This is a genomic window from Microvirga roseola, from assembly GCF_020866965.1.
GTDB lineage: Bacteria > Pseudomonadota > Alphaproteobacteria > Rhizobiales > Beijerinckiaceae > Microvirga > Microvirga roseola.
In genome coordinates, this window is sequence record NZ_JAJATX010000056.1 from 1 (window position 1) to 25,128 (window position 25,128).

The 25,128-nt window shown below is 59.5% G+C and carries 20 protein-coding genes and 2 pseudogenes; 12 read left to right on the forward strand and 10 right to left on the reverse strand.

What is annotated here, in order from left to right; all coding sequences use genetic code 11:
* Nucleotides 1-626 precede the first annotated feature (626 nt).
* A complete protein-coding gene (locus tag LG661_RS20495; protein ID WP_230533833.1) occupies nucleotides 627-1,337 on the reverse strand; it encodes a L,D-transpeptidase in 711 nt (236 codons plus the stop codon).
* 196 nt (nucleotides 1,338-1,533) lie between these two features.
* Between LG661_RS20495 and LG661_RS20500 the strand changes: the two are divergent.
* Nucleotides 1,534-1,878, forward strand: a pseudogene (locus LG661_RS20500) (IS3 family transposase); the annotation flags it as partial.
* Between the two features lie 104 nt (nucleotides 1,879-1,982).
* On the opposite strand, the gene LG661_RS20505 reads toward LG661_RS20500, so the two are convergent.
* The 4 genes from LG661_RS20505 to LG661_RS20520 all read right to left on the reverse strand — a co-directional run bounded on the left by LG661_RS20505 (nucleotide 1,983) and on the right by LG661_RS20520 (nucleotide 5,674).
* Nucleotides 1,983-2,369, reverse strand: coding sequence for a 6-carboxytetrahydropterin synthase (locus LG661_RS20505; protein WP_230533834.1), 387 nt, complete (start codon nucleotides 2,367-2,369; stop codon nucleotides 1,983-1,985).
* Nucleotides 2,370-2,499: 130 nt separating this feature from the next.
* Nucleotides 2,500-3,126 (reverse strand): type B chloramphenicol O-acetyltransferase, encoded by a 627-nt coding sequence (gene catB, locus LG661_RS20510; protein ID WP_230533835.1) that lies wholly within the window; start codon nucleotides 3,124-3,126, stop codon nucleotides 2,500-2,502.
* An 84-nt stretch (nucleotides 3,127-3,210) separates the two neighbouring features.
* Nucleotides 3,211-5,145 (reverse strand): putative bifunctional diguanylate cyclase/phosphodiesterase, encoded by a 1,935-nt coding sequence (locus LG661_RS20515; RefSeq protein WP_230533836.1) that lies wholly within the window; start codon nucleotides 5,143-5,145, stop codon nucleotides 3,211-3,213.
* Between the two features lie 31 nt (nucleotides 5,146-5,176).
* Nucleotides 5,177-5,674 (reverse strand): molybdopterin-dependent oxidoreductase, encoded by a 498-nt coding sequence (locus LG661_RS20520; protein WP_230533857.1) that lies wholly within the window; start codon nucleotides 5,672-5,674, stop codon nucleotides 5,177-5,179.
* A 422-nt stretch (nucleotides 5,675-6,096) separates the two neighbouring features.
* Between LG661_RS20520 and folE the strand changes: the two genes are divergently transcribed.
* A complete protein-coding gene (folE, locus tag LG661_RS20525) occupies nucleotides 6,097-6,705 on the forward strand; it encodes a GTP cyclohydrolase I (RefSeq protein WP_230533837.1) in 609 nt (202 codons plus the stop codon).
* Nucleotides 6,706-7,140: 435 nt separating this feature from the next.
* Here the strand turns inward: folE and LG661_RS20530 are convergent, their stop codons facing one another.
* From LG661_RS20530 to LG661_RS20545, 4 genes are all read right to left on the reverse strand, one after another.
* A complete protein-coding gene (locus tag LG661_RS20530; RefSeq protein ID WP_230533839.1) occupies nucleotides 7,141-7,362 on the reverse strand; it encodes a hypothetical protein in 222 nt (73 codons plus the stop codon).
* Between the two features lie 770 nt (nucleotides 7,363-8,132).
* On the reverse strand, nucleotides 8,133-9,224 hold the full coding sequence (locus tag LG661_RS20535; protein WP_230533841.1) for a TRAP transporter substrate-binding protein: 1,092 nt from the start codon (nucleotides 9,222-9,224) through the stop codon (nucleotides 8,133-8,135).
* 92 nt (nucleotides 9,225-9,316) lie between these two features.
* The gene (locus LG661_RS20540; RefSeq protein WP_407666765.1) at nucleotides 9,317-10,093 is read right to left on the reverse strand and encodes an SDR family oxidoreductase; all 777 of its coding nucleotides are present in this window, start codon (nucleotides 10,091-10,093) and stop codon (nucleotides 9,317-9,319) included.
* Nucleotides 10,090-11,211: a malate/lactate/ureidoglycolate dehydrogenase gene (locus LG661_RS20545; protein WP_230533843.1), complete on the reverse strand. Its 1,122-nt coding sequence runs from the start codon at nucleotides 11,209-11,211 to the stop codon at nucleotides 10,090-10,092. Before LG661_RS20545 ends, LG661_RS20540 begins: the two co-directional genes overlap by 4 nt.
* Nucleotides 11,212-11,626: 415 nt before the next feature.
* Here LG661_RS20545 and LG661_RS20550 point away from each other — a divergent pair, with 415 nt between their 5' ends.
* The 9 genes from LG661_RS20550 to LG661_RS20590 all read left to right on the forward strand — a co-directional run bounded on the left by LG661_RS20550 (nucleotide 11,627) and on the right by LG661_RS20590 (nucleotide 23,174).
* Entirely contained in the window at nucleotides 11,627-12,601 is a 975-nt protein-coding gene (locus tag LG661_RS20550; protein ID WP_230533844.1) for a DUF6963 family protein, read from the forward strand.
* An 8-nt stretch (nucleotides 12,602-12,609) separates the two neighbouring features.
* Nucleotides 12,610-13,266 (forward strand): TetR/AcrR family transcriptional regulator, encoded by a 657-nt coding sequence (locus LG661_RS20555; protein ID WP_230533845.1) that lies wholly within the window; start codon nucleotides 12,610-12,612, stop codon nucleotides 13,264-13,266.
* A 7-nt stretch (nucleotides 13,267-13,273) separates the two neighbouring features.
* Nucleotides 13,274-14,941, forward strand: a complete 1,668-nt coding sequence (locus tag LG661_RS20560; protein WP_230533846.1) for a thiamine pyrophosphate-dependent enzyme — start codon at nucleotides 13,274-13,276, stop codon at nucleotides 14,939-14,941.
* 28 nt (nucleotides 14,942-14,969) lie between these two features.
* Nucleotides 14,970-16,280, forward strand: coding sequence for a D-amino acid dehydrogenase (locus LG661_RS20565; RefSeq protein WP_230533847.1), 1,311 nt, complete (start codon nucleotides 14,970-14,972; stop codon nucleotides 16,278-16,280).
* Nucleotides 16,281-16,324: 44 nt separating this feature from the next.
* The gene (locus LG661_RS20570) at nucleotides 16,325-17,923 is read left to right on the forward strand and encodes an ABC transporter substrate-binding protein (RefSeq protein WP_230533848.1); all 1,599 of its coding nucleotides are present in this window, start codon (nucleotides 16,325-16,327) and stop codon (nucleotides 17,921-17,923) included.
* Between the two features lie 172 nt (nucleotides 17,924-18,095).
* Nucleotides 18,096-19,037, forward strand: a complete 942-nt coding sequence (locus tag LG661_RS20575; protein ID WP_230533849.1) for an ABC transporter permease — start codon at nucleotides 18,096-18,098, stop codon at nucleotides 19,035-19,037.
* Between the two features lie 8 nt (nucleotides 19,038-19,045).
* Entirely contained in the window at nucleotides 19,046-19,972 is a 927-nt protein-coding gene (locus LG661_RS20580; RefSeq protein ID WP_230533850.1) for an ABC transporter permease, read from the forward strand.
* A gap of 35 nt (nucleotides 19,973-20,007) precedes the next feature.
* Nucleotides 20,008-21,654: an ABC transporter ATP-binding protein gene (locus LG661_RS20585; RefSeq protein ID WP_230533851.1), complete on the forward strand. Its 1,647-nt coding sequence runs from the start codon at nucleotides 20,008-20,010 to the stop codon at nucleotides 21,652-21,654.
* Nucleotides 21,655-21,701: 47 nt separating this feature from the next.
* Entirely contained in the window at nucleotides 21,702-23,174 is a 1,473-nt protein-coding gene (locus tag LG661_RS20590) for an N-acyl-D-amino-acid deacylase family protein (RefSeq protein ID WP_230533853.1), read from the forward strand.
* Between the two features lie 322 nt (nucleotides 23,175-23,496).
* Here LG661_RS20590 and LG661_RS20595 read toward each other — a convergent pair.
* Nucleotides 23,497-24,005, reverse strand: a pseudogene (locus LG661_RS20595) (helix-turn-helix domain-containing protein); the annotation flags it as partial.
* A gap of 145 nt (nucleotides 24,006-24,150) precedes the next feature.
* On the opposite strand from LG661_RS20595, the gene LG661_RS20600 reads away from it, so the two are divergent.
* On the forward strand, nucleotides 24,151-24,573 hold the full coding sequence (locus LG661_RS20600; RefSeq protein WP_230533855.1) for a YybH family protein: 423 nt from the start codon (nucleotides 24,151-24,153) through the stop codon (nucleotides 24,571-24,573).
* Nucleotides 24,574-25,128 lie beyond the last annotated feature (555 nt).

The following is a 25,128-nucleotide window of genomic DNA, read 5'->3' on the forward strand; positions in this document are numbered from 1 at the left end:
CGGTCCGCTTCCGCAAGGAGCAGCGGACGCTCCCGGAGGGCAGGGCATTTCCTCATTTTACTCGACGGAGGCTTTCGACCCGGTAGACAGGGCCGGATTGGCAGGCTACCTGCGGCGGAACCACTCCAAAGCTTTGTGACCGCACCTCAAAGCTTTCCGGCATTCGGTAGCAATGACCACCGAGCGCTTAGTAAGTGTCGGAACCGGAGGGGTTCCGACCTACTCGATCTCCCCAAGAGACCTGGTGAGGCACCGATGGCATTGAGCGGTGCAGCCCTGGATCGAGCGGGTAGATGCCGATCTATCATCCTGGATCTAGCGCTTAGTGCCCTCCTACGACCGTCCTCTTGGCTCCCGGACGGTCACCGGGGGCCTTGCCTCAACAGCGGACGGAGGCTGGTTGGCGGGCGCAGAGACCATCTCCCGACCCCCTGCCAAGTCTACAGCACCCTCGTCAACAATCTGGATACTGGCGTCGCCAGCCTGGAGTGTTGCGTGACGATATAGTTCGCGTCGGCGACCTTCCAGGGATCGCCGCCCAAACAATCCCTCAGATGCCAAAAACGCGCCAGCTCTCGGCTCGCGCTGCCCGCACAAGCAGCGCGAGCCGAGAGCTGGCGCCGTTGCTATGCCGGGAGGACGATCACCTTCGTCTTGACCGGCGTTCGGTCGTACAGGTGCATCATGTCCTGAGTGAGGAGACCGACGCAGCCGCTCGTGATGCCCTTGCCGATCGATTCGGCGTCGAGGCTGGCATAGATCGTGTAGAGCGTGTAAGCGCCGTTCTGATAGAGATAGAGCGTGCGGGCGCCGAGCGGATTGCCGAGGCCACCCGGCATGCCGCGGGCGTATTTGGCCGCCTCGGGCTGGCGCCGGATCATCTCCTTTGGCGGGGTCCAAGTCGGCCATTCGGCCTTGCGTCCGACATAAGCGTCACCGCTCCACCGGAACCCGTCGCGGCCGACATTAGCACCATAGCGGGTGGCGTTTCCATCGTCCTCGATGCGGTAGACGTAGTAATTGCCGGGGTCGACGATAATCGTACCGGGTGCCTCTTTGGTGTCGTAGCGAACTGTCCTTCGATAATATTTCGGATCGACCTTGGTGATATCGACCGCCGGGATCGGGAATTTCTCATCGGACACCGGCCCGTAGACCTTTGCCGCCTCGGCGAGACTCATGCCGCTGGATGTCGCGCAACCGGCTAGCCCTAGCGTGCCGAGACCGACGGACGATCCAACCAGAAACGACCGGCGACTGAGAAGCCCCACCCGACGCCCAAGCGAAGCCGACTCCTCTGTCTCGCCAGCATCGGTATTACCACCGTCCATGATCATGACTTGGCAGTTTCCCATGTCCTGTTGCCCGACGAGAAGATACCCCGGCATACACCCACTAAATGTCTTGCTGGGCTGGAGATTGCCGTCACACGGCTCGATTGGCAAGCTCGGGCCTTCTGCGCTGAGCTTGCCATGCACCAAAGTCGGTAGCACCAGGCGGTCTAGCAGTCTAATTTTGCGTGGACCCGTTGCCGGCATGGGCATGGCCGAGATCCGGCGCCTTAAGCAGCTTGAGGACGAGAATGCCCGGCGCAAGAGGCTCGTGGTCGACCTGCCCTCAACAAGGCGATCTTGCGGGACGTGCTCAAAAGAACGTGGTGAGGCCCGCCGTTCGGCGTGGGGGCGCGAGTGATCTGCAGAAGGCCTTTGACATCAGCAAATGGCGGGGCATGCTCGGCCACCGGTTTTCAGTGCTCATCCCAGTGCCACGGCAAGCGCTACGATCCACAGATCAAGCTGCGGATGCGGCTCAAGGAACTCGCGGCGGCTCGGGTGCGCTACCGCTACCCGGCTGCACATCATCTTGCGCCGGGAGGGCTAGCCGGTGAACCACAAGCGCACCTATCACCTCTGTCGTAAGGGCTGTACGGTATAAAGAATGGCTGGTACTTCGAACATGGGACAGAACCAGTTTGTCTGCCGTCATGCAGCAAGATTGTCGGCGGACACAACCTCGCCGCGATAGATGCAGCCCTCGGACGAACCGGGCATGCCGCGCCTGAGTTCGACCTCTTCAAGGCCTGAGAAGCGGGCCTTCACCAGCCTCCATATGTACGTGGTGATGTTTTCGAGAGAAGCGATTCCAATATCGGCGTTGAGATCTAGGTTGCAGTGGTCCAGGCCGGTTCCGTGCCCGCATTTCAGCTCTTTTATGTAGTTCTCGACCTCGTAGAGATTGACCGGCCACCCAAAGGTCTCGTCTACGGATCCGCCGAACGTGAGCTTGACGATGAACGTGTGTCCGTGCAACCCGGAATAGGGATGCACCGAATGCGCGGCATCGAACGTAAACTCACAGTACGTCTTCATTCACTCTGCTCCAGTGCCCAATTTCGACTTCACCAGCGTTGAACCGCGCGGGAATCCACGCTGCCCTTCGACAAGTCTAATGCAAATAGCGTTTACGCTTCGTAATATCCGCTCGCCTAACTCTTCGCTTTCACCGCTCGCGCCAGAAGCGGTAAAGTCCCAGGATATCGGAGGAGCACAGAAGCCCCACTGCATCCCTGATCCGGTCGATCGGCCAATCCCACCATGCCATCTCGAGGAGCATGGCGATTTCCTCGTCGGAGAATCGCCTGCGGACTGGCCGGGCCGGGTTGCCGACGACAATGGCATAGGGCTCGACGTCGCGCGTCACCACCGACCGGCTTCCGATCACCGCGCCGTGGCCGATCTTGATGCCGGGCATAATCATCGCCTCGGAGCCGATCCAGACATCGTTGCCGACAATTGTATCGCCCGCTGGCAGGAAGGGATCCTGCGCTTGTGCGAATGCCGACTCTTGGGTCATGTAGAAGAAGGGAAAGGTCGATGCCCAGTCGGTCCGATGGCCCTGGTTGCCGTGCATCATGAAGGTGACGCCGGTCGCGATGGAGCAAAAGCTGCCGATGATCAGCCGATCGACCTCCGACGGCTCAGGCAGAAGATAGCGGGCGCAATCATCGAATGAATGGCCGTGATAATACCCGGAATAGTAGCTGTATCTCCCGACGACGATGTTGGGATTGGTGACCTGCTCCGATAGTGGCCTCCCCTGCAGCGGGCTTTCGAAAAAGTTCGTCATGATGCTCTGTCTACGATAGGGACACTTGCTTCCTGGATGAGGGCCTCCTTGGCTGCGGAAAGGCGGCGCCGGAGCAGCCTGCGATCAGATCGCGTTTGTTGTGGGGTTGAGGGCCGCGAGAGAGTGGACCAATTCCTGCGCCAGCTTGGGACGTCCGAAGTAAAAGCCTTGGACGTCGGTGCAGCCGGCCGCGCGGACCTGCGAGAACTGCTCCTCTGTTTCAACGCCTTCGGCCACTGTGGGCATGCTCAGGCTCGCTCCGAGACTAGCGACGGACTGAACGATGGCCAGGCAGTCGATGCGCGTCGACATTTCCTGCACAAAGGACCGGTCGATCTTGATCTTGTCGAAAGGAAAACTGCGCAGATAGCTCAGTGACGAGTAGCCCGTCCCGAAATCGTCCATGGCGATCCGGACGCCGAGACGACGCAACTGGTGAAGCATCGAGATCATCATGTCGCTATCCTGAAGCAGGACCGACTCCGTGATCTCGAGTTCAAGGCGGTTCGGGGCAAGTCCCGAATGGGTCAGGGCCCGCTTTATGCTTTGCACGAGCGTTCTGTTCCGAAACTGCACGGCGGAAAGGTTGACGGCCACCTTAATGTTTCTAGGCCATGATGCCGCTTCCCTGCACGCCTGCTCGATAATCCATTCGCCCAACGGCACGATCAGTCCAGTATCCTCAGCGATGGAGATGAACTCCGCCGGCGAGACGAGACCGCGCTCAGGGTGACGCCAGCGGATGAGCGCCTCGTAGCCGCCTATCTCGTTTTGCGCGATATTGATCTGCGGTTGGTAGAGCAGCTGGAACTCGTCATTGGCCAGTGCCTTGCGCAGATCGGTCTCAAGAGCGCGACGAGTATGCAGCTGCGCATCCATGTCCGGCTCGAAGAAGCGATACGTATCACGCCCGTCGGCCTTGGCGCGGTAGAGAGCCATGTCCGCATGCTTCAGGAGCTGGCTTGCGGTCACGTTTCCGTCGGCTACCGCGATCCCGATGCTTGTGCCGATATAGATTTCCCGACCGTTCACGTTGAACGAAGCTCGCATGGCATTGATGGCGCGCGACGCTAGCAGGGCGCAGTCGCTAGGCCTGCCGACGAACTTCTGCAGGATGGCGAACTCGTCCCCTCCAAGCCGGGCGATAAGAGCTTCCGGCAGTTCGCTGCCGTGTCCCATGATGCAGGCGCGAAGACGATCGGAAACGGCCTTGAGTAGTTCGTCGCCGACCTCGTGCCCGAAGGAGTCGTTCACGTCCTTGAAGTTGTCGAGATCCAAATAGTAAACGGCGGCGGAGGGGCCGTTAGGCTTCATTCTTGCCAGAACCTGCTCCAGCTCGTTGCGAAGCACCATGCGGTTGGGCAGCCCCGTCAGCACGTCTTGGTGGGCAAGGACGTGCAGTTCCTGATGAGCCCGCCCGAGCAGGCGGTTGTGCCGGTCGAGGAGGCCGATCAGGACAATCCCGATGATGATGAGGCTAGCGGCAATGGTGGAGAAGACCCAGTGCAGGCGAACGAGCTCCCGCTGGTCCTTCTGAACGAGTTCGGACCCATAGGTGAGAGCAGTCGATGCGATCTGGGCGAAGCTTCCTTCGAGTGGCCGCAATACCTCAAGCGCCTTGGAGGCCGCGCCCGGGCGCTCAAGCTCCTGTATGAGCGGCTCTATCGCGGCAAGCGTGTCCTCGAGCTGTTGAAGAATGACCTGATGGTCCGGGTCCCGTCGCAGGAGAGCTTGAAACTCGCCCTCCTTCAGGATCTTCGCCCGTCCGAGAAGAATCTCGTAGCGCAGCTCGACCTCTTCCTTGTCGACACCGCTCCCCGGTCGGGTGAACTCGGCAATGCGGTGTTCGAGTCTAATGAACTCGTGGGCCGCCTGGCTCGCCTCCCAGGCAGGATTGTAGCCCCCGATCAGATCCAATGCACGCTGGCGCTCGACGACTAGCACCGATATATAGGCGCCGGAGACTAGAAAGCCGGCAATCACGACGGCGATCACAACTTTGAACGTGCGCAGGGACAAATGCCTGGTCTCCAACCTGCCCTGACCCTGGCTACTTCACTACGATCTTGACGACCTGCCATGCGGATCGCGCAAAATAGGTCTGGTCCTTGAGCTCAGGGCTGCTGTCGTAGGGATAGATCACGAATAGCGGGCCTTTGTCGCGCACGGGCATGTATTCGCCGTCCCGCTTGATGGCGAGGATCACGTTGTACTTGGCGAAATCCTCCATCGGGATCTCGGTGGTGTAGTCGTTGAGCGCGATGACGCTGACGCGCTGCCCGGACGCACCGACTGTCTTCATGAGCTTGTCTAGGGAGACACCCTCGAACCTGACTTTGCCCTCATGCCAGGGCGTCGTCGTCTCGACGGTAACTAGGCCGAGCGCTTCCAGCATCTCGCGGTCGAACTGCGCCGTTTGACCCTTATTGGTGTTCGCGATCCTTCCAGAAATGGTTAGGATCGCCTTGTCGGCGGGGGCCTTCAGCGGATCGGCGCTGGTAGCACTCGCGCCCGCAAACCCGGCTAGCGCGACGAACGTGCCCATCATGTAGTTCTTCCACTTCGTCCCGAACATAAATTGCTCCTTTTGTGGAGCAATTTATGTTCGGGACTCCTAAATTTACGTAAATCCTCGCCTTTATGTGTCAAATTAAGAAAATTCGGCAAAATGCTATCAAATAACCTATGAAATGGTTGCTTCCCTTTAACATTGCATTAGGGAGTTGTCCTATCTCTTCAGCGGCAACTNTAAATTTACGTAAATCCTCGCCTTTATGTGTCAAATTAAGAAAATTCGGCAAAATGCTATCAAATAACCTATGAAATGGTTGCTTCCCTTTAACATTGCATTAGGGAGTTGTCCTATCTCTTCAGCGGCAACTAGAGTGCTCTCCGAAGGCTCCTCGAATGAATATCCATTCCCGTGACTTGAGACTTGCGCGGCTTTGTAACGAGGCGCTGGATGAGCCCATGACGGCAGCGGAGCGGGAGATCATGATCGGCGAGGCTGCCCAAAAGCTTGAGGAGTTGTTCGATGTTCTGCGCATCGACCACCGGAACGATCACAACACGCGTGATACGCCGAGGCGCGTGGCGAAGATGTATGTCGAGGAGATCCTGCAGGGCCGCTATACGGCGCCTCCCGCTATTACCGAATTCGACAATGTGCAGGCCTACGACCAACTGCTCGTGACCGGACCGATCGAACTTCGCTCGACCTGCGCGCACCACCTCCTGCCGATCTACGGTGCTGCCTATATTGGAATTCTTCCCGCGGCGGAAGGCAAGATCATCGGGCTCTCGAAATACGACCGGATCGTCGAGCACTTTGCATCCCGACTGCAGATCCAGGAAGAACTCGTGAAGCAGATCGGCCAATACATCATGGACGTCACCAAACCCCGTGGCCTGGCTGTGCGCATCTGCGCCGTGCACATGTGCAAGACGCAGCGCGGCGTGCGCGCGAGCCGCCGCAGCCGCATGGTGAACACTTACTACTGGGGCGAGATAGCCGCGAGTGCCGAACTCAAGAGCGAGTTCCTGCAGGAGTGCGCGGCGCTCGTCCTCAACGCAGAATGAGCCTGCGGCATCACCAGCCGGGATGAATGATACAAAGGGCTGTTCCGTTGAAGCGGAACAGCCCTTTGTGGACTTGCTTCGGAATAGATACTGCTGCCGAATGGGTTAGAGCGGTCGGGAACGGCAATGACGCGACCGAAAGCTGACAGCCTTCTGGGCGGCCTCAGGCTTGGTGATGGCGGTGCATATGTCCAGAAGACGCTGGCTGGACTTGGGCACGAACACCACCCCGCCGACGATGTTGCCCAGAAGTGCCGGCAGGACGAAGCGAATGGCGTACTCGCTCCAAACCACGGCCCCACGATGGCGGAATTGGCCACCTCCTTGGAACCTGCGATGACGTGGGCCAGGTCTGCGACAGCGACTAGATGGGTGAGCGCCACGATCACAACTTGGCCGAGCCGGCGGCCGGCAGAAGCCAGACCACGAGTGCTATCAGCCAGCCGGGATCGCGGCGCGCGTGAAGGTCGCCCAGAACCCCGGCTCCACCACGTGCCGACCAATCTCAAGGAACGACCGGTGGGTTGCCTCCTCGAAGGCATTGGTCAGCCCGACCCCGGCTGCAAACAGGAGCGTGCCCATGAGGTTCGTGGTCGGGGCCATGGCCATGAACGTCTTCAGGTCCATCTCATGCAGGAATGGGAGAGGAGCGGTCATTTATCTCTACCAGATGTCGACCGGGGCGCTGCTGCCTCTTACAGGGTGAGGGGCGGCAGGCCGGAAGGACTCGATCAAGGACAGGTCGCGCATCGCCTCGCAAGCCCTGCCATCAAGATCCCACTGGCGGCAAAGTCACAGTGCGGCTCTCGCGTCAGGCCCTTGAGCCGGCTGGCCGTGTTGAGGGTATCGTTCGCGACCGTGAGTACCATAGAGCGCTCCGATCCGATGTCGCCCATCACGACCGGACCGTAGTGAAGGCCGGGGACTTCAGTAAGGAGCAGCCGTCGCTTATTTCATGCGGGCAGGATCCTCGGTGCCGCTGGATGCGCACTACGGCGAGTGCGCGATTTACACCGTCAGGACCCGCTGCCGAACAGTCTCGTAGCGTTACAGTCCTCGAATGGAGGGTGCCGCTTGGTTTTGGGTCAACAAAGGGGGGAGGGGGCGAGTAGCCCAGAGAGAGGGGAGTTCCTGGTCCGTTGTAGCTGAACGTGTGTTTGGGAGCAGTTCTTGTTCCCACCCCCTCGGCAGCCAGCTGTTTGGTCTCGCCGCCTAGGCGATCCACTCTGGCTGGGTTCGTCCTGCCCTTTGCAAGCTAATGCAACACCGCCGATAATACTGCATCATCCTTCATGGGCGTGCTCTGTCTCGCCGCTACTCTCGACTGGATCAAGCGCTAACAGGCCGTAGCAGACCAGCACAGGCAAGAGGTCTCTTGCCTGTGCTGGATCAAGTCCGCACGGCGATGAGAACTGCAGCCTGCCGTGTCAGCCAGATTGGCGCATGGCGTGGAGCATCAGGTTATCGTAGCTGAAATCCGAAATTTGAGTCCACGGATACACCTCGTTTCGGAACGCCATCTGATGGTCGAGAATTTTCTTGAAGAACGGGTTCTTCTCACCCATCTCCGCATAGAGGGCGGCCGCTGCCTTGTAGCTTTCTTGCAGGATGTCCTGAGGAAAGGCTCTCAGCTGAGCACCGTTGGCGACCAGACGTCTAAGTGCGGCAGGGTTTTGTGCATCGTACTTCGCGAGCATATCCGTCGCTGCATATGCAGCAGCGGTATTCAGGAGAGACTTGTACCCGGCCGGCAGCTCATTCCACTTGTCCAGGTTGACAAACAGACTCAGTGATGCAGCTCCCTCCCAGAAGCCAGGGTAGTAATAATACGGCGCGATTTTCGCCAACCCGAGCTTCTCATCGTCATGGGGACCGACGAACTCCGCGGCATCAAGCGTGCCGCGCTCAAGCGACGTATAGATATCGCCGGCGGCGAGTTGCGTGGGTACGAGGCCCAGGCGTTGCAGCACAGTACCAGACAGGCCGCCGAGCCGCATCTTCAATCCAACCAGATCCGCTTTGCTCTTGATTTCCTTACGGAACCATCCGCCCATCTGAGTTCCGGTTCCGCCGAAGGGGAAGTGATAGAGCTTATAATTGGCGTAGAACGCGTTCAGCAGATCGTTCCCGCCGCCATGATAGAACCAAGCGTGCTGTTGGCGGGTGTTGGGCCCGAAGGGAATGCCCGTTCCAAAGGCGAATGCGGGATCCTTGCCGATGTAGAAATAGGATCCCGTCTGTCCCATCTCCACGGTCCCGTTCTGGACACCGTCGACGATGGACAGGGGCGGGATGATTTCGCCCGCGGCGAAGACCTGGATCTTGAACTTGTTGTCCGTTGCCTCGGCGACCGCTTTTGAGAAGACCTGACAGGCGCCATAGATGGTATCGAGGGATGTGGGATAGCTCGACTGAAGGCGCCACGTGATCGTCGGTGCGCTTTGAGCGATGGCCGGTTTGGCGAGGGTGCTCGCGGCAACTCCGAGCCCCGCGGCTTTCATGAATTCACGGCGTTTCACTGATTTCCTCCTAATTTATAGCTTTCTCGGATTTTAGCGGACCAAGAACCCGCATGGTTCCTTTCGGTGCGATGCTGCTTAACAGGCTCCTTTCACATTTTGATCGTCAGGCCGCCGTCGATGGTCAGGACGTGGCCCGTGATGTATGAAGCTGCCGGAGAGGCCAGAAAGACAGCGGCTCCAGCAATTTCCTCGGGGCGTCCCCAGCGACCGAGAGCGGTGCGGGCTGAAAAGTGTTCGGCAATCTTCGGGTCGGCTAGCATGGCCTCGTTCGCTTCCGTCGCAAAACCGCCAGGCGCAATGGCGTTGCTCGTAATTCCGAAGGGACCGTATTCGGCGGCCAATGCACGAACCATTCCGGTGAGGCCATGTTTCGCGCCGGTGTAGACGGCATCCCCCGACCGGGCGACATGTCCTGCGATCGACGTGATCGCAATTAAGCGACCAGACTGTCGAGGCAGCATCAGTCGCGCGGCTTCTCGTGCCAGGGTGAATCCTGCAACCAGGTTGGTCTCGACGAGATCCCGAATCTCCTCGTCCGAAAACTCCAGAAGCGGCTTGCGATTGCGTGCGCCGACATTGTGAATGAGGATGTCCAGGTGGCCATGCGTCCGCGCGATTTCGTCGAAGGCTGTGCGGACCGCCACCGGGTCGGCAACATCGAACGGTGCCGTCGAAGCCTCCTGGCCGGCTGCCGTAATGGAACCAGCCGTATCTCCGAGCCTGCCTGGATCGCGTCCGTTCAGAATCACATGAGCTCCTGAGCCGGCCATTGCCTTTGCTATCGCCAGGCCAAGGCCCCGTCCCGCGCCCGTGATGAGCGCGATCTTGCCTGAAAGAGAAAAGGTATCCAGGTATGGTCGCATCATTGTCTCGCCCTCGCGTGTTGGGGGAAAAGTAAGATCATGCGATCAGGGCAGCCGCCAGGACGTCCGGAGAGACGCCGACGGCGCGGGCGACCTCGTTGATTTCCGCCCAGGATGCTTCGTCTATAGGAATTCCTCTCTTCGAGCGTTCCGCATGCGCGATGCGCGATGCGCTCCGGCTCACCGGCCATCAGGACCCCTTCTGCGCTTCTCCCGAGAGGAGAAGCTTTGACCCAGTCGATGAACCGGGAAATGTCCTTGCGCCAGTGTGTTCCTCCCAATCTCCCCGGGTCGAAGATGATGGACAGCATGTTGTTGTGAATGACTTTCGTGATGACGGTCCCAGCGTTGTAGGTTCCGCCGCCGCTCAGCGCCCCTGCCAAAAGTTCGGCGATGATGCCGAGGCCATAACCCTTGTGTCCGCCGAATGGGAGAATGGCGCCGATCGGATCCTGGTACATTACGCTCGGATCGTTGGTCGGCTCGCCATCGGCATCGATGAGGGTGTCATCCTCCACGGCGACACCCTTGTTCATGGCAACGCGCGCCTTGCCCAAGGCGATCTTGCTTGTCGCCATATCGAGCACCACCGGGTGCCCGTCGGGGCTCGGTACGGCCGCACAGTAGGGATTGGTGGCAACGCGGGCATCCGACCCGCCATACGGCGCCACCAGTGGCGGCAGACCGAGCGTGTTCACGTACTGGGTCGAAACGTATCCCGTCCTTGCACATTGCTCGCCCCAGTGGCCAATCCGGCTGAGGTGGTGACTGTTGCGAGTTGCAACCAAGCAGATGCCGTGCTCGTGGACCCGTCTGATGCCAAGCTCCATCGCCTCATGGCCAATCACTTGGCCGAAGCCCATCCTGCCGTCGAGCGCGAGCATGACATCCGCATCGGCCACCAACTCCGGTTTCTGGTTGACCTGAACGATCCCGGCCCTCACTCCTTCGAGATAAAGGGGCACGAGGCCGACGCCATGGGAGTCGTGACCCGTAAGATTGGCCAGGACGAGATTGTCGGCAATGAGCCGGGCTTCAGTCTCACTTGATCCAATGCCGCGAAAGACGGCAACGGTCGCGAGAGCGAGCCGATGGGGGTGTGCTGAAACATAGTTCGACATCGACCCGGTCCAAACCTCCGCTCTCATTCGGATCTGGGGGAGAAAGGTGTCCGGTGCTTGGCCTTCCCAAACGGGAGCATATTCGATTGCCTCGCCCTGGCTACCCTACCAAGGGTATATTTTATTCTCCGTGGCATCGCTTCCGAGAAGCCGGATCAGGTGAGCGACCCACCCGCCTGTTCGTAGGTCTGTAAGCAGTTGATCCATGGAGGTCCTGCCGGCGCCCATGGATAGAGCACAGATCTTGCGCCGACATCCGACAGATCGTCGATGTCTCCCCTGGGCGGGGCTAGCCACATCGCACCACCACCATTCCAGCCCATACCCCGTTGACAACTTTGTGACCGCATGGTCACATTTGGCATCGACGGTTCCAACTTCGCCGCTGTTCGCGCCGATCAACCGGAATTAAACGATGACGATTGGCGTAGCGGCGAGTGGAGAGAATGCAGGCGCTGCGGTGCACGCTGCGGTGCTTGGTGCCGAATTGCTCGGCCGTGGAGCCATTGGTGGATTCGCGGTCTTTGCGATGCTCGACGAGCAAGGGCGCGTTTGGCATCGGGTTACACAACGAGGCGGTATCGAGGCCCTCAAACTACCCAAGGCCTGGCTTCTTGCACGAAATGCGGCGGCGATCTCGAGCGGTCCGGACCGACCGGAACCTCTTGAACAGTATCTGCCCGGCCTCGACGGTATCGGGCTGGTTACAGGGCACCGCCTTCCGAATTCGCCCGACGCCAACGGTATTCCGCTCAACCGGGCGGTGCTGGCACATCTCAGTGCGGGCGAGGCACCCCAGCCGGCCGTCGAGAGCGTTCTTGCTCAATCCCCTGAGGTCGATGCAGGGTTAATCGCAATGGACGTCTCGGGGCGGATCGGCTTCGGTAACAGCGCCCGCGTAGCACGCCGCGCCGATTGCGGTGGCGCCGAGCGCGCATCAGGCAGGTCACACATTGCGCTATTACACAACTCAATATTCTCTCAAGGCTGCCTCGCTGAGAAGCTTGCAGACTTAGCGTGGTCCTTTCTCACCGGAGAATCAACGGATATCCGGCTGCTGTTCATGCGGGACTCGGTCCCTGTCCATTTCTCAACAAAAGACCGTGTTCACGTGAGCGCCGACGGGACCATTACCGCTGTTGAGAGCGCGAACCTTCGGCTTCAGTCGGCGCATCGTCGTGCGACTGCCATCTATCTCGGGAGCGAGATTTGGCAGGAGGGCCAATTAATCGGCCAGGCGGCCACCGAGTTGTTCACGGAGGTATCGCAGGGACGTCTTTGCAAACAGGCCGGAGGTCCGCCGATTCCGATCATAATGGAGGCCGTCCGGGCCGGCACTGAGCCACCGCATGCCTCCGCTTCACAACTTATATGGGGCGGCATACGTTGAAGAAAGCCATGTCCCGCCGCGAGCGAACCGAGAGGCAGATCCTCGACGCTCTCGAAGCACAGATCCGTGAAACCGGAATGGGTGGAGTCGGTGTCAATGCCATTGCGAACCGCGCTGGTGTCAGTAAAGAACTGATCTACCGCTATTTCGACGGCATGCCCGGATTACTGCTGGCCTGGATGCAGGAGCAGGATTTTTGGACGAGCCACCGCGATTTGCTCGCCTCCGGCGAGTCCAGTCAGCAGCCACCCGGCGCACTCGTTTTATCGATGTTGCGAGCTCAGATCGAGGCGTTAGGGAAGAACGAAACACTCCGAGAAGTGCGACGTTGGGAGCTTATCGAACTGAATGACGTGACTGCCCGCCTGGCAAACCGCCGCGAAAAGGCTGCACGCGCCTTCATTGATCGCATCGACGGACTGACGCCTGACATGGATGTGCCGGCAGTCGTGAGCATCATGCTGGCGGGCGTACTTTACCTGATGCTCCGCTCAAAGACCGAGAGCCACTTTCTTGGCGTACCGCTACGCACGGATGAAGGGTGGCAAAGGCTCTATGCCGCACTTGAGCACATCGTGCGGGCCTTCCCTTCTGATCTGAACCAAGAATCACTAGCGACATTGGAGGCCCGGCGGAAAGCCGCCACAGGCCCGACCAAGGATTGACGGCGCGATGAGACGAGCAGCTGACCTCCTGATCGATACGCTAATTCTCCATGGCATCGATCGCGTTTTCTGCGTTCCAGGGGAAAGTTACCTGAGTGTGCTGGATGGCTTCTCTCAGCATCCGGATCTGGATGTCGTCACCTGCCGGCACGAAAGCGGCGCAGGCTTCATGGCGCTGGCAGATGCGCGGCTGACGGGCCGCCCCGGGATTGCATTCGTTAGTCGCGGCCCCGGAGCGATGAATGCGGCCATTGCCGTTCACTCCGCAGAGCAGGACGCCGTTCCCTTGATTCTGTTCGTCGGGCAGGTTGAGCGCGAGCACCGCCATATGGGCGCGTTTCAGGAAGTCGATTACGAGCGCGTCTTCGGGTCCATGGCGAAATGGGTCGTCGAGGTGAATGATGCGGAGAGGCTGCCGGATATTGTCGCGACGGCGTTCCATGCATCCCAAAGTGGTACGCCAGGGCCCGTTGTCGTAGCCCTTCCCGAGGACATGCTCGAAGATGTTGTCGACTGTGCTCCCGCCCAACCGCGGAAACTGCCTGTCGCTGGCCCGTCCCCGGATATTTTGCAGGACGTGGCTGCAAGGATCAGCGATGCCAAAAGGCCGCTGATTATCGCAGGTGGGCTGCTGAAGAACAATGATGGTCGGACCGCTCTACGAGACTTGGTAGAAGCGTTTGGGATACCCGCGGCGACGGCTGTCAGGCACGCCGATCTGCTCCCGAACACACATCCCTTCTATGCAGGACACCTCGCATACGGAGCGCCAAGGGAACTCTCCGCCGCGGTCGGGCAAGCCGATCTTGTCATCGCGGTCGGAACGCGCCTTGGAGATGTCACCACGCAAGGATACCGGTTCCCTGCGGCGCCCCATCCAGCCCAGCCCGTCATTCACGTTTGGCCTGATGCCACCGCAGTCGGGCGCATTCGCCATGTCGATCTCGGCGTGGTCTGCGATCCGATCCGTTTCTTGCAGGGCTTGCGTGCCTATGCACCTGATCGGATTCCCGCGGGGCGTGAGGAATGGGGACACCATCTCAACGGGGTTGCTGCAGCACTTAGACACAGAAGCGGCCCGTTAGATGCCGAAGACGGCGTCGTCTTTGCCGCAGCCGTACAAGCAGCCGATCGGCTTCTCGGCGACGACGCAGTTATTACGATCGATTCCGGGAACTTCGGTGGATGGGTCCAGCGACTAATGCGCTTTGGCGGAGGGCGTACGATGCTCGCCCCCTCTTCGGGGGCGATGGGGTACGGAGTTCCTGCGGCAGTCGCGGCAAGCCTGCGCTGCCCCCATCTGGACGTCGTGTGTTTTGTAGGCGATGGCGGATTCCTAATGACAGGTAATGAGCTTGCGACAGCCGTTCAATTCGGCGCACGTCCGGTCCTGGTGATTGCCGACAACGGCTCGTACGGCACGATCCGCATGCACCAGGAGAAACACTTTCCAAGAAATGTCAGTGCAACTGATCTGGTCAATCCAGACTTCGCAAAACTCGCAAAGACTTACCGAGCCGTAGGCATCTCGGTGGATCGCAGTGATCAGATCGAGGGGGCCTTGCAGGCCGCACTGGCTTCGAAACGGCCGGCTATCATCTCGGTCCGGACCAGTCTCGAGCACATCTCTGCGGCCGCCACAATCGCTCAGCTTCAGGAAAGTGCATCCGTCTGATGGCTCGGGCAGTGAAAGGCTACGCAGCATGAAGATCGTTGTCATCGGGGCAGGAATCGTCGGCTTAACGACGGCCTATTATTTGTCCCGGGACGGCCATTCCGTGACCGTAGTCGATGGCGGGGACGGCGCGGGACTGCGATCCAGCAAGGCCAACGGCGCACAGCTCAGCTACAGCTTCGTCTCGCCCTTGGCTGATCCGGCTGTGCTGCCAAAAATCCCCTCCTGGCTCCTCGGTCGCAAATCCCCTCTGAGTTTCCGGCCGAAAGCGGATCCCGACCAGTGGCGATGGCTCTTCGCATTCCTGAAAGCCTGCAGGGCCAGTAAGGCCCAGAAGACCACTGCGGAACTCCTGCAACTCGGCGTGTACAGCCGATCTCTCGTTCACGAGCTTGTGGCCCGTGAGAAACCCAGGTTTGAATTCGGGTCGTCGGGTAAGCTGCTCGTCTATCAGGACGCCAAATCGTTTACTGCCGCCCAATCCCAAGTGGAGTTCCAAGCTTCGCTCGGGTGCCGTCAGATGCTGCTGACACCGCAGCAATGCTTGGAGCGCGAGCCCTCGCTCGAAGGAATCGGAAAAACGATAGCCGGGGGCATCTTCACGCCCACGGAAGACGCCGGCGATTGCCTGCAGCTGTGCACCGAGCTGGAACGCATCATGGCATCGAGAGCGCAACCCGTGGCGTTCCGATACAAGACCAAGGTCGAGGGGCTGCGGATCGAACAGGACCAGATCGCGGGTCTGCGAACATCGCAGGGGGACATCACAGCCGATGCCTATGTAATTGCCAATGGGGTCGGAGCCCAGCATCTCGCGAGGCAGGTGGGTATTGACCCTTACGTCTATCCGTTAAAGGGCTACAGCCTCACATATGAGCTCGGACCTGACAGCCAGGCACCAAAGGCGAGCGTCAGCGATCTGAGGAACAAGGTAGTGTACGCGCGGCTTGGCAACCGTCTGCGCGTTGCCGGCATGGTCGACATTGGTGATACGACCATGTCGATCGCCCGTCACCGCATCGCCTCACTTCGGCAAAATGTCGGGAGGTTCTTCCCGCACCTCAATCCAATAGGGGAACCAGAGCCGTGGGCAGGTTTGCGTCCCGCCCGGCCTGATGGCAAGCCGATCATTGGAGCGACCCGCTTTAAGAACCTGTGGCTGAACGTCGGGCATGGAGCCCTTGGCTTCACACTCGCCGCAGGAAGCTCCGGCCTGCTAGCCGACCAGATGGCCGGGCGACCGTCCCAAGTTCCTGCGGCCATATTCGCATTGAAGGGAATCAGAGAACACTCAGTCGCAGATGCATCAAGAAGAAGCGCTCGAAGAAGCGCGGCTTGAGTCACGTATTGTCAGTTGTCACGTTCAACAAAGAGGGAAGTAAGATGTCGACCAAGTTCAAGGCAGCGGGACGGTCCAAAGCTATCGGCATGGGGGCCGCGATGTCCCTGGCCGCGATCCTCGCAGCGCCCGCCAGTGCGCAGACCATTACGGCCGTGATGCAGTCCGGCCTGCGGGTTATGGACCCGGTGGTCAGCACAGCATTCATCACCCGTGATCACGGGTACATGATCTACGACACGCTGCTGGGAGTTAACGAGAAATTCGAAATCAAACCCCAGATGGCCGAAAAGTGGGAGGTCTCCGAGGACAAGAAGACCTATACCTTTACCCTGCGCGACGGCCTGAAGTGGCACGACGGGGCGCCGGTAACGTCGGAAGATGCTGTTGCGTCCATCAAGCGTTGGGCGCAGCAGGACTCGACCGGTCAGGTGCTGATGACGATGGTCTCCGATATCGCCGTCGCCGATGACAAGTCCTTCAAGGTGGTCCTCAAGGAGCCGACATCACTTCTGTTGGAAAGCCTCGCGAAGCTCAGCTCACGGCCGGCCTTCATCATGCCCAAGCGAATCGCTGAGACGCCGCCCTCGGAATCGATCAAGGAATTTATCGGATCGGGCCCGTTCAGGTTCGTCGCTTCAGAGTTCAAGCCCGGGCTCAAGGTGGTCTACGAGAAGAACAAGGATTATGTCCCTCGCTCCGAGCCGGCAAGCTGGACGGCAGGCGGTAAGGTCGTGAACGTGGATCGCGTTCAATGGATCGCCATGCCCGACCAGATGACGCCGGTGAATGCTCTGCTGAATGGGGAGATCGATTTCATCCAGCAGGTACCTTTCGATCTGCTACCCATGCTCGAGAACAACAGCGATGTGAATGTCGAGGTGCTCGATAAGCTCGGAAACTGGACCTATTATCGGTTCAACCACCTGCATCCTCCCTTCAACAACAAGCTGCTGCGGCAGGCTGCGATGCATGCTGTGGGCCAGGATGATGTCCTCAAGGCGCTAGTCGGAAATCCAAAGTACTCGAAGACCTGCCCTGCCGTGTTCGGCTGCGATACGCCCTACGCCAATTCCTATGGTCAGGATATCGTCATCCCCTCCAACATCGAAAAGGCGAAGGAGCTTCTGAAGGAGGCCAAGTATGACGGAACGCCAGTCGTCATTTTGCAGCCCACCGACCTTGCCATGGTCGCAGCGCAGCCCGTTGTGATCGCGTCTGCTCTCCGCAAGGCAGGATTCAATGTCGATCTCAAGACGATGGACTGGCAATCCGTTGTGACACAGCAAGGCAACCAGAAGCCGGCATCGGAAGGCGGCTGGAACATCTTTTCGACCTACAGCACACTTGCAACCAGCGGGAATCCGTTCGGAAACACGACGGTGGCCTCAAACGGCAAGAAAGCGTGGGCCGGCTGGCCGGACGTGCCTGAGATCGAGAAGCTGCGCCTCGAGTTCGCCCGTGCGACTGACGAGGCCGAGCGGAAGAAGATCACGGCTCACATCCAGAAGCTTGCGATCAACGAGGGTGTCGTTGGACCGCTTGGACAGTTCTCGGTCCCGGCAGCCTACAGCAAGAAGCTGACCGGCGTCCTGGCGTCCCCAATCACGGTCTTCTGGAACATCAAGAAGTCGGACAAATGATTTAGTCCGTAGCCGGATTCGTGATCGAGCCTGAGTTGGGGGTCGTGAGAGCAAATGTGCTCCCACGACCCGCCGGCCAAGCAAGCGCCGCCGATGCCCCTGGTCCATTCCACCAGAGGGTCCCTGTCATCCCCAAAGCCATCTCCATCACGGTGATGAAAAGAGGACAGCCATGTTGGCCTACATTGCCCGACGGCTCTTAGCGACCATTCCCGTCATGGTAATGGTTGCGGTCGTGGTGTTTGCCATTCTGCGTCTTACGCCTGGAGATCCCGCGGCCATCATTGCCGGGGACGACGCCACCGCCGAGCAACTGGAGAAGATTCGGCAATCCATGGGACTCGACATGCCGATTCACTTGCAATTGCTACAGTGGATTTCTCGGCTGCTGCAGGGAGACCTTGGCGTCTCGCTTCTGTCCGGAACACCCGTTCTGAGCATGATCGGCGACCGCATGGGGCCCTCGCTTGCCCTGGCACTGGGCACAATCGTAGTGACGGTGATCATCGCGATTCCGCTGGGAGTGGTTGCTGCCTGGAAACGAGGCAAGCTGCTCGACCGCACCATCATGACGTTGTCTGTGCTTGGCTTTTCAGTCCCGGTTTTTGTGGTCGGCTATCTTCTGATCTACTATCTCTCGATTCAGTTGGGTTTGTTCCCGGTCCAGGGATACAGGCCTCTGTCAGAAGGATTCTGGCCCTTCGCCCAGCGTCTGGTGCTCCCCGTTCTCGCCCTGAGCGGCGTCTACGTGGCCCTGATTGCCCGCATTACACGCAGCAGTATCATCGAAGTGATGGGAGAGGATTTCATCCGAACGGCTCGTGCGAAGGGTGCCACTGAGCGGATCGTCCTGCTGCGCCATGCACTGCGCAATGCTGCCGTGCCGATCCTCACCGTCATCGGCATTGGGATCGCCTCATTGATCAGCGGCGTGGTTGTGACAGAATCGGTCTTCAACCTGCCGGGGCTGGGCCGTCTCGTCGTTGAGGCGGTGCTTGCGCGTGATTACCCGGTGATCCAGGGGCTGATCCTGCTCTTTTCGTTCGTTTATATTCTCATCAACCTCCTGGTTGATGTGCTGTACCCCGTCTTTGATCCTCGTATCCGCTACTGAGGGGAACCATGCGAGCCGTCGTCAATCAGTTACCCGCAGAGGAACAAGCGCAGGAGGCAGGCAATGCACCCCTGGCCGCGGAGGCTCCTCAGGCAGCACGAATCATCAAGCAACTCACCGGCGCGCTGAGGAGCGGGCCTGTTTTTGTCGCCTTTGTAATCCTCGTCATCGTCGTTCTGTCGGCTCTTGCAGCGCCCCTGCTCGGTACAAGAGATCCCGTTGCGATCGATCCGGGTTCGCGGTTGCGTGGGATCTCGCCAGAACACTGGCTTGGGACAGACGCTTTTGGGCGCGATACCTACTCAAGGGTTGTTTACGGCGCACGCGTTTCGCTGATCGTCGGTGCGGGGGCAACGTTCCTAAGTATCTTCCTCGGTCTTCTGTTTGGTGTCATTGCCGGATATTTTAGAGTCGCTGACGCCATCATCATGCGGGTGATGGACGGCGTTATGGCGATTCCCAGCATTCTGCTCGCCATTGCGCTCGTCTCGCTCACGGGTGGAAGCATCCTGACCGTCCTGGTGGCGATCACCATCCCCGAGGTGCCTCGGGTGGTGCGTCTTGTCCGAAGCGTCATTCTCTCAGTTCGGACCGAGCCCTACGTCGAGGCCGCTATTTCTCTGGGGACTCGCGTGCCGACGTTGCTTGTTCGTCACATGGTTCCCAACACAGTGGCGCCGCTGATCGTGCAGGGTACGTACGTGTTCGCCGCCGCAATTCTTACAGAGGCCACATTGAGCTTCCTCGGAGCTGGCCTTCCACCCGAAATTCCATCCTGGGGTAACATGATGTCGGAAGGTCGGATGTATTTCCAGCTTCTCCCCGGCCTCATTCTGTACCCCGGCATCGCTTTGGCCGCGACGCTTTTGAGCGTGAACATTCTGGGCGATGTGGTGCGTGATGTGCTCGATCCCAAAATGGCGCAAAAGTCATGAGTACTCCAACGGGTGAGTCGAGAGGTCGGGATACCATGCAGGACAACCACCTTCCCGCGTTGGAAATCGATAACCTCGCCGTACAGGTTGTTGGCGATCGGGCTGGTCGCCATGTGCTCGAGAATATTAGCTTCAATCTTAGCCCTGGAGAGACGCTCTGCGTCGTGGGTGAGTCGGGCTCCGGCAAATCGGTCACGTCTCTTGCCGTCATGGGGCTTTTGCCTCCAGACGCTCTGCGGCCGAGCAGAGGGCGTATTCTCGTGGAGGGAGAGGACATTCTGACGGCGAGCCCTTCGCGCCTGCGGGAATTGCGGGCAACACGGGTCGCCATGATCTTTCAGGAGCCGATGACAGCGCTAAATCCGGTTGAGAAGGTGGGCGAGCAGATCGACGAGGTGCTGAGGATACATAGCAGGCTCGGCAGGGCGGAGCGGCGTGCCAAGATCCTGGCCATGCTCGAGTTGGTTCACATGCCGGACGCTGAGCGGATATACGATTCCTATCCGCATGAACTGTCGGGCGGGCAACGGCAGCGCGTCGTCATTTCCATGGCTCTGATTCTTGAGCCGGCGATTCTGATTGCTGACGAGCCGACGACCGCCCTCGACGTCACGACACAGAAGCAGATCCTCTCACTCATCCGCGAGCTGCAGATGAAGCACAATACCGCCGTGCTGTTCATCACGCATGACTTTGGAGTGGTCGCCGAGATCGCTGATCGTATCGTCGTGATGAACCGGGGCAAGGTGGTCGAGGTCGGGACGCGGAATGATATTCTGGCACGGCCTCGGGAGCCGTATACGCGCATGCTGGTCTCGTCCGTGCCGAGTCTGGTTCCGAAGCCACGAGGCACACTGAGGACCGATATCGTTTTGGACGTGAAGGCGTTGAGCAAGACTTACGCGGGTAAGAGGCTCTTCGGCAGAAGGCGCTCGATTCCCGCAGCGCAGGATGTCAATCTGGCGGTCCGGAGAGGTGAGATTGTCGGAATTGTTGGCGAGTCCGGTTCTGGAAAAACGACGGTCGCTCGATGTGTGGTTCGGCTTCAGGATCCGACCTCTGGTGCCGTACTTGTTCATGGCGAGGACATCGCGAAGGCGTCGAGGAGCCAGTTGCGGCCGATGCGGCGTCGAGTCCAAATCGTGTTTCAGGATCCTTATCGGTCCTTGAACCCGCGCATTAAAGTGGGAGAGTCAATCATCGAGGGTCTCGTCAACTTCGGCCGGAGCCGAGACGAGGCCTTGAGCAAGGCGCGTAACCTGCTTGATCTGGTGGGATTGAATCAGGATGCGATGCATCGGTACCCGCATCAGTTCTCCGGCGGCCAGCGTCAGCGTATCTGTATCGCTCGTGCGCTTGCCCTTGAGCCGGACATCCTCGTCGCCGACGAGGCGGTGTCCGCCCTCGACGTATCGGTCCAAGCGCAGGTCCTAGAGCTTCTGGACGAGATCCGGCAAAGGGTCGGCGTTGGAGTTCTTTTCATCACGCATGATCTGCGTGTCGCCGCACAAATCTGCGATACCATCGTAGTGATGCAGAAGGGCCGGATCGTCGAGGCGGGACCTGCTGCCGAGATCCTGATTGCTCCCCGGCAGGATTACACACGCGCGCTGATAGACGCTGCGCCCGGCCGCGACTGGGACTTCCAGAATTTTCGCCCTTTGAGATCCAGCGTCCGATGATGCCGCAAGTCAAATTTGTAACAGGTGGGTGCAGCGAAAGTAGAACTATGACCGATCATTTCGACGTGATTATCCGCAATGCCTCGATTGTCGATGGAACCGGAGCGAATCGCTTTGAAGGCGATGTGGCGATCAAAGGCGATCGCATAGCCCATGTCGGCGGCTTGAAGGACGCCACGGCCGAGATGGTGATTGATGCCTCGGGGCTTGTGGTTGCGCCAGGCTTCATCGATGCGCACACGCACGATGATCGCCTCCTCCTTTCAGACCCTGATATGTCACCTAAAGTCAGCCAGGGTGTTACAACCATTATTGGAGGCAATTGCGGGATCTCGCTTGCGCCGATGCCGCGCCCTATCCCCAATCCGGTCACTCCGCCACTCAACCTTCTTGACGAGGACGGCCGATGGTATCGCTTCGCCACCTTTGCGGATTATGTCGCCGAGCTTGAGGCACATCCGGCGGCAACCAACTGTGCCATGCTGGTCGGGCACTCGACGCTCCGCGTGGCGACAATGGACGATCTCGCTCAGCCCGCAAGTCCGGAGCAGATTGCGGCAATGCGGGCCATGGTCGTCGAAGCCTTGGGAGCGGGAGCGATCGGTGTATCAACAGGTCTCGCCTATGCACCGGCAATCGGCTCTCCCACCGAGGAGGTCATTGAAATCTGCCAGCCCTTGCGTGACCGCGGAGGCCTCTACTGCACGCATATGCGAGATGAAGGGGACATGGTCGTCGAGTCGCTGAACGAGACATTCCGGATCGGACGGGATGTCGGCGTCCCAGTCGTCATTTCGCATCACAAGGTTGTGGGAGCGAAGAACTTTGGGCGCTCAGCCGAAACTCTCAAGCTGATCGAGTGTCAAATGGCGACACAGGAGATCTGCCTCGATTGCTATCCCTATGCCGCCTCGTCCACGATTCTCGCCCCGCACCTTGCGGCAAATGCTACGCGTGTCACCGTGACGTGGTCCCAGAGCCTGCCGGAGTTCGCGGGATGGGATCTGACCGAAATTGTCAAGAAACTGGGTGGGACACAGGAAGATGTGATCCAGCGGCTTCTGCCAGCGGGTGCGGTTTACTATCGCATGGACGAGGGTGATGTAGAGCGCATCCTGGCCTTTGATCAGACGATGATTGGCTCGGATGGACTTCCGCATGACGAGAAACCGCATCCACGACTTTGGGGTACGTTTCCACGGGTGCTTGGGCACTACAGCCGTAGGCGCGGTCTATTCTCGCTCGAGACGGCAATCCACAAAATGACTGGGCTGACGGCCAGGAACTTCGGGCTGGCCGACAGGGGAGTTGTTCGCGAGGGCGCTTTCGCCGATCTCGCCATCATTAATCCGGAAACTGTTGACGAGGTTGCGACCTATGATCGTCCAATTGCGCCATCGCGTGGAATAGAGATGGTGATCGTAAACGGTGAGATCGTATGGAAGGACGGCAAGCCCAGCGGTCGACGTCCCGGTCGCGTCCTGCGGCGCGATGCGCCGGACAGCCAGCCACCGCGCTAGTCAAACGGGGCTTGTCGGCCGGTCCGACTCCGGCTTCTGGGTCGCTGTGGCCCCGTAGCCCTGGAGCATCGGACTGAACGACGTGTTTGAGAGGGATCCGGACCGGGCCAGACTACGAATTCCTTCCGAGGTCAAGTGGTGGGGTATCAGCTATCGCTACTCGCTGCATCTCCGGATACACATCGGAGCCCCCGGGAAGGCCAGCCATTCCCGTCGGGCGCCGCTCGCCACTCGGATGTGGTCCAGGTTGAGAGGACGCGCAGGAAGCCGATGCCCCCGCTACGCGGAGGCTAGACCGAGAGAGAAGTATGAAAGATCTGCTCTTGGTATGATGGCGCGGGCGGGCCGAGAGCTTGCGGTAGCCGAGCGCCCGCAGTTCGCGGCCCGGCGTCGTCTCGCTCACCGCAATCCGGAACTCGTCCCAGAGCCACTGCACCAGGTCCTTCAGCCGCCAGCGCACCACGCCATGGACAGCCGGAATGGGACCACTCTCCACCAGAGCCAGCAAGGCCTCGCGATGGTGGGCGCTTAGCTTGCAGACATTCCCCGGCGCCTTGCCGTCGACCAGGGCTTCGGGTCCCTGGGCGTTGAAGCGCACCACCCAATCGCGCACCGTCTGCAGCCCAACTGCAGCCCAACCCCGCCGACCTGCGCCGCTTTGGTCCGCATGCCGCCGTCGTAGATCTCGGCCAGCGCCAGCAGCCGCCGGCTTTGCCCAGCATTGCGGGTCGCTTTGGCCAAGGCCCGCAGCCGGGCCGCGTCATAGTCTGTGCGAGGCTCGATCCCTTGGCGCATGGCGAACCTCCTGGTCACCAGCATGGAATCAGACATGCGCCCGGTTGAAAACCCCGAATGAGTTAGCCTTCACGCCGCTTGGTATTACACCCGCAGCCTTACTCACCAATAGTCGAGCAACCCCGTTGGCGGCGTGTGAGAATTCGAACACAATATTCCTTCTACAATGTGGGAGGTGACAATGCGTCGATTTGCGTTGGTTACCCTGATCTGTCTCGCGACAGCCCCTCTCTATGCGCAGGACAAGGCGACGATCCAAAAGCTGAATGAGGCGTTCTCTGAAGCCTTCAACAAGGGGGACTTCGCCGCTTTGGCAGACCTCTATACCCAAGACGCGACTCTGATGCCGCCGCAGGCCGACTTCGTGCGTGGTCGGGATGATATTCAGAAGTTCTGGCAGGCCGCAAGTGACCACGTTGGTGACCTCAGGTTGACAACACTTGATGTGGAGCCATTCGGTAGCGACACGGCCCGCGAGATCGGGACGTTCACGCTCAAGCCCAAAGGGCAGCAGGAAGAGGTCGCTGGCAAGTACGTCGTGATTTGGCAAAGAGTCGGTGGAGATTGGAAGCTGGCAACTGACATTTGGAATACCAATAAGTAGACGGCATTCAGGGGTTTACACCCATTCTACGCCCAAGTCGCAGCAACTCGGTGCATTCAAGTCAACGGTCAGCCGACGAGTTCCGCTCTGAACTGACGGCAGGCGCGGGCGAGGGCCTCAACCTTCTTAGGCGGGGCAGCCTATCTCTTTCGGCGGGATGACCAAAGGCGCGGATGAGGGGCCCGAACTCGCCTCGGGTGATAGTGAGTATACGAGCCTCAGCCGACGCAATCCTGTTGGTATGGGGTTGCCCCTGGGCGTTGGCAGTGTCTCCCCGGTAGCGGCACGGTGCTTCTGATCCCACCCCGGTAGCGTACCTCACTTTCGAGAACGTGCAAAAAAAATCATCCTCGTTCTGGTGAGTGTGCAAGGGCGGCGAGCCCCCTAATCGGGCACGATGCTCATGAAGCGAGATGCCATCCGAACCATACTGTGCAGAGACCAGGATAATGACGTGAGTCTTGAGGAGCCAGAGGTCGATGATCTGAGTGCCCGTTTGAGAATTGCTATGGTTGAGCGATGCGCCGGAGCATAAGACTGTTCATGGCCACCCTG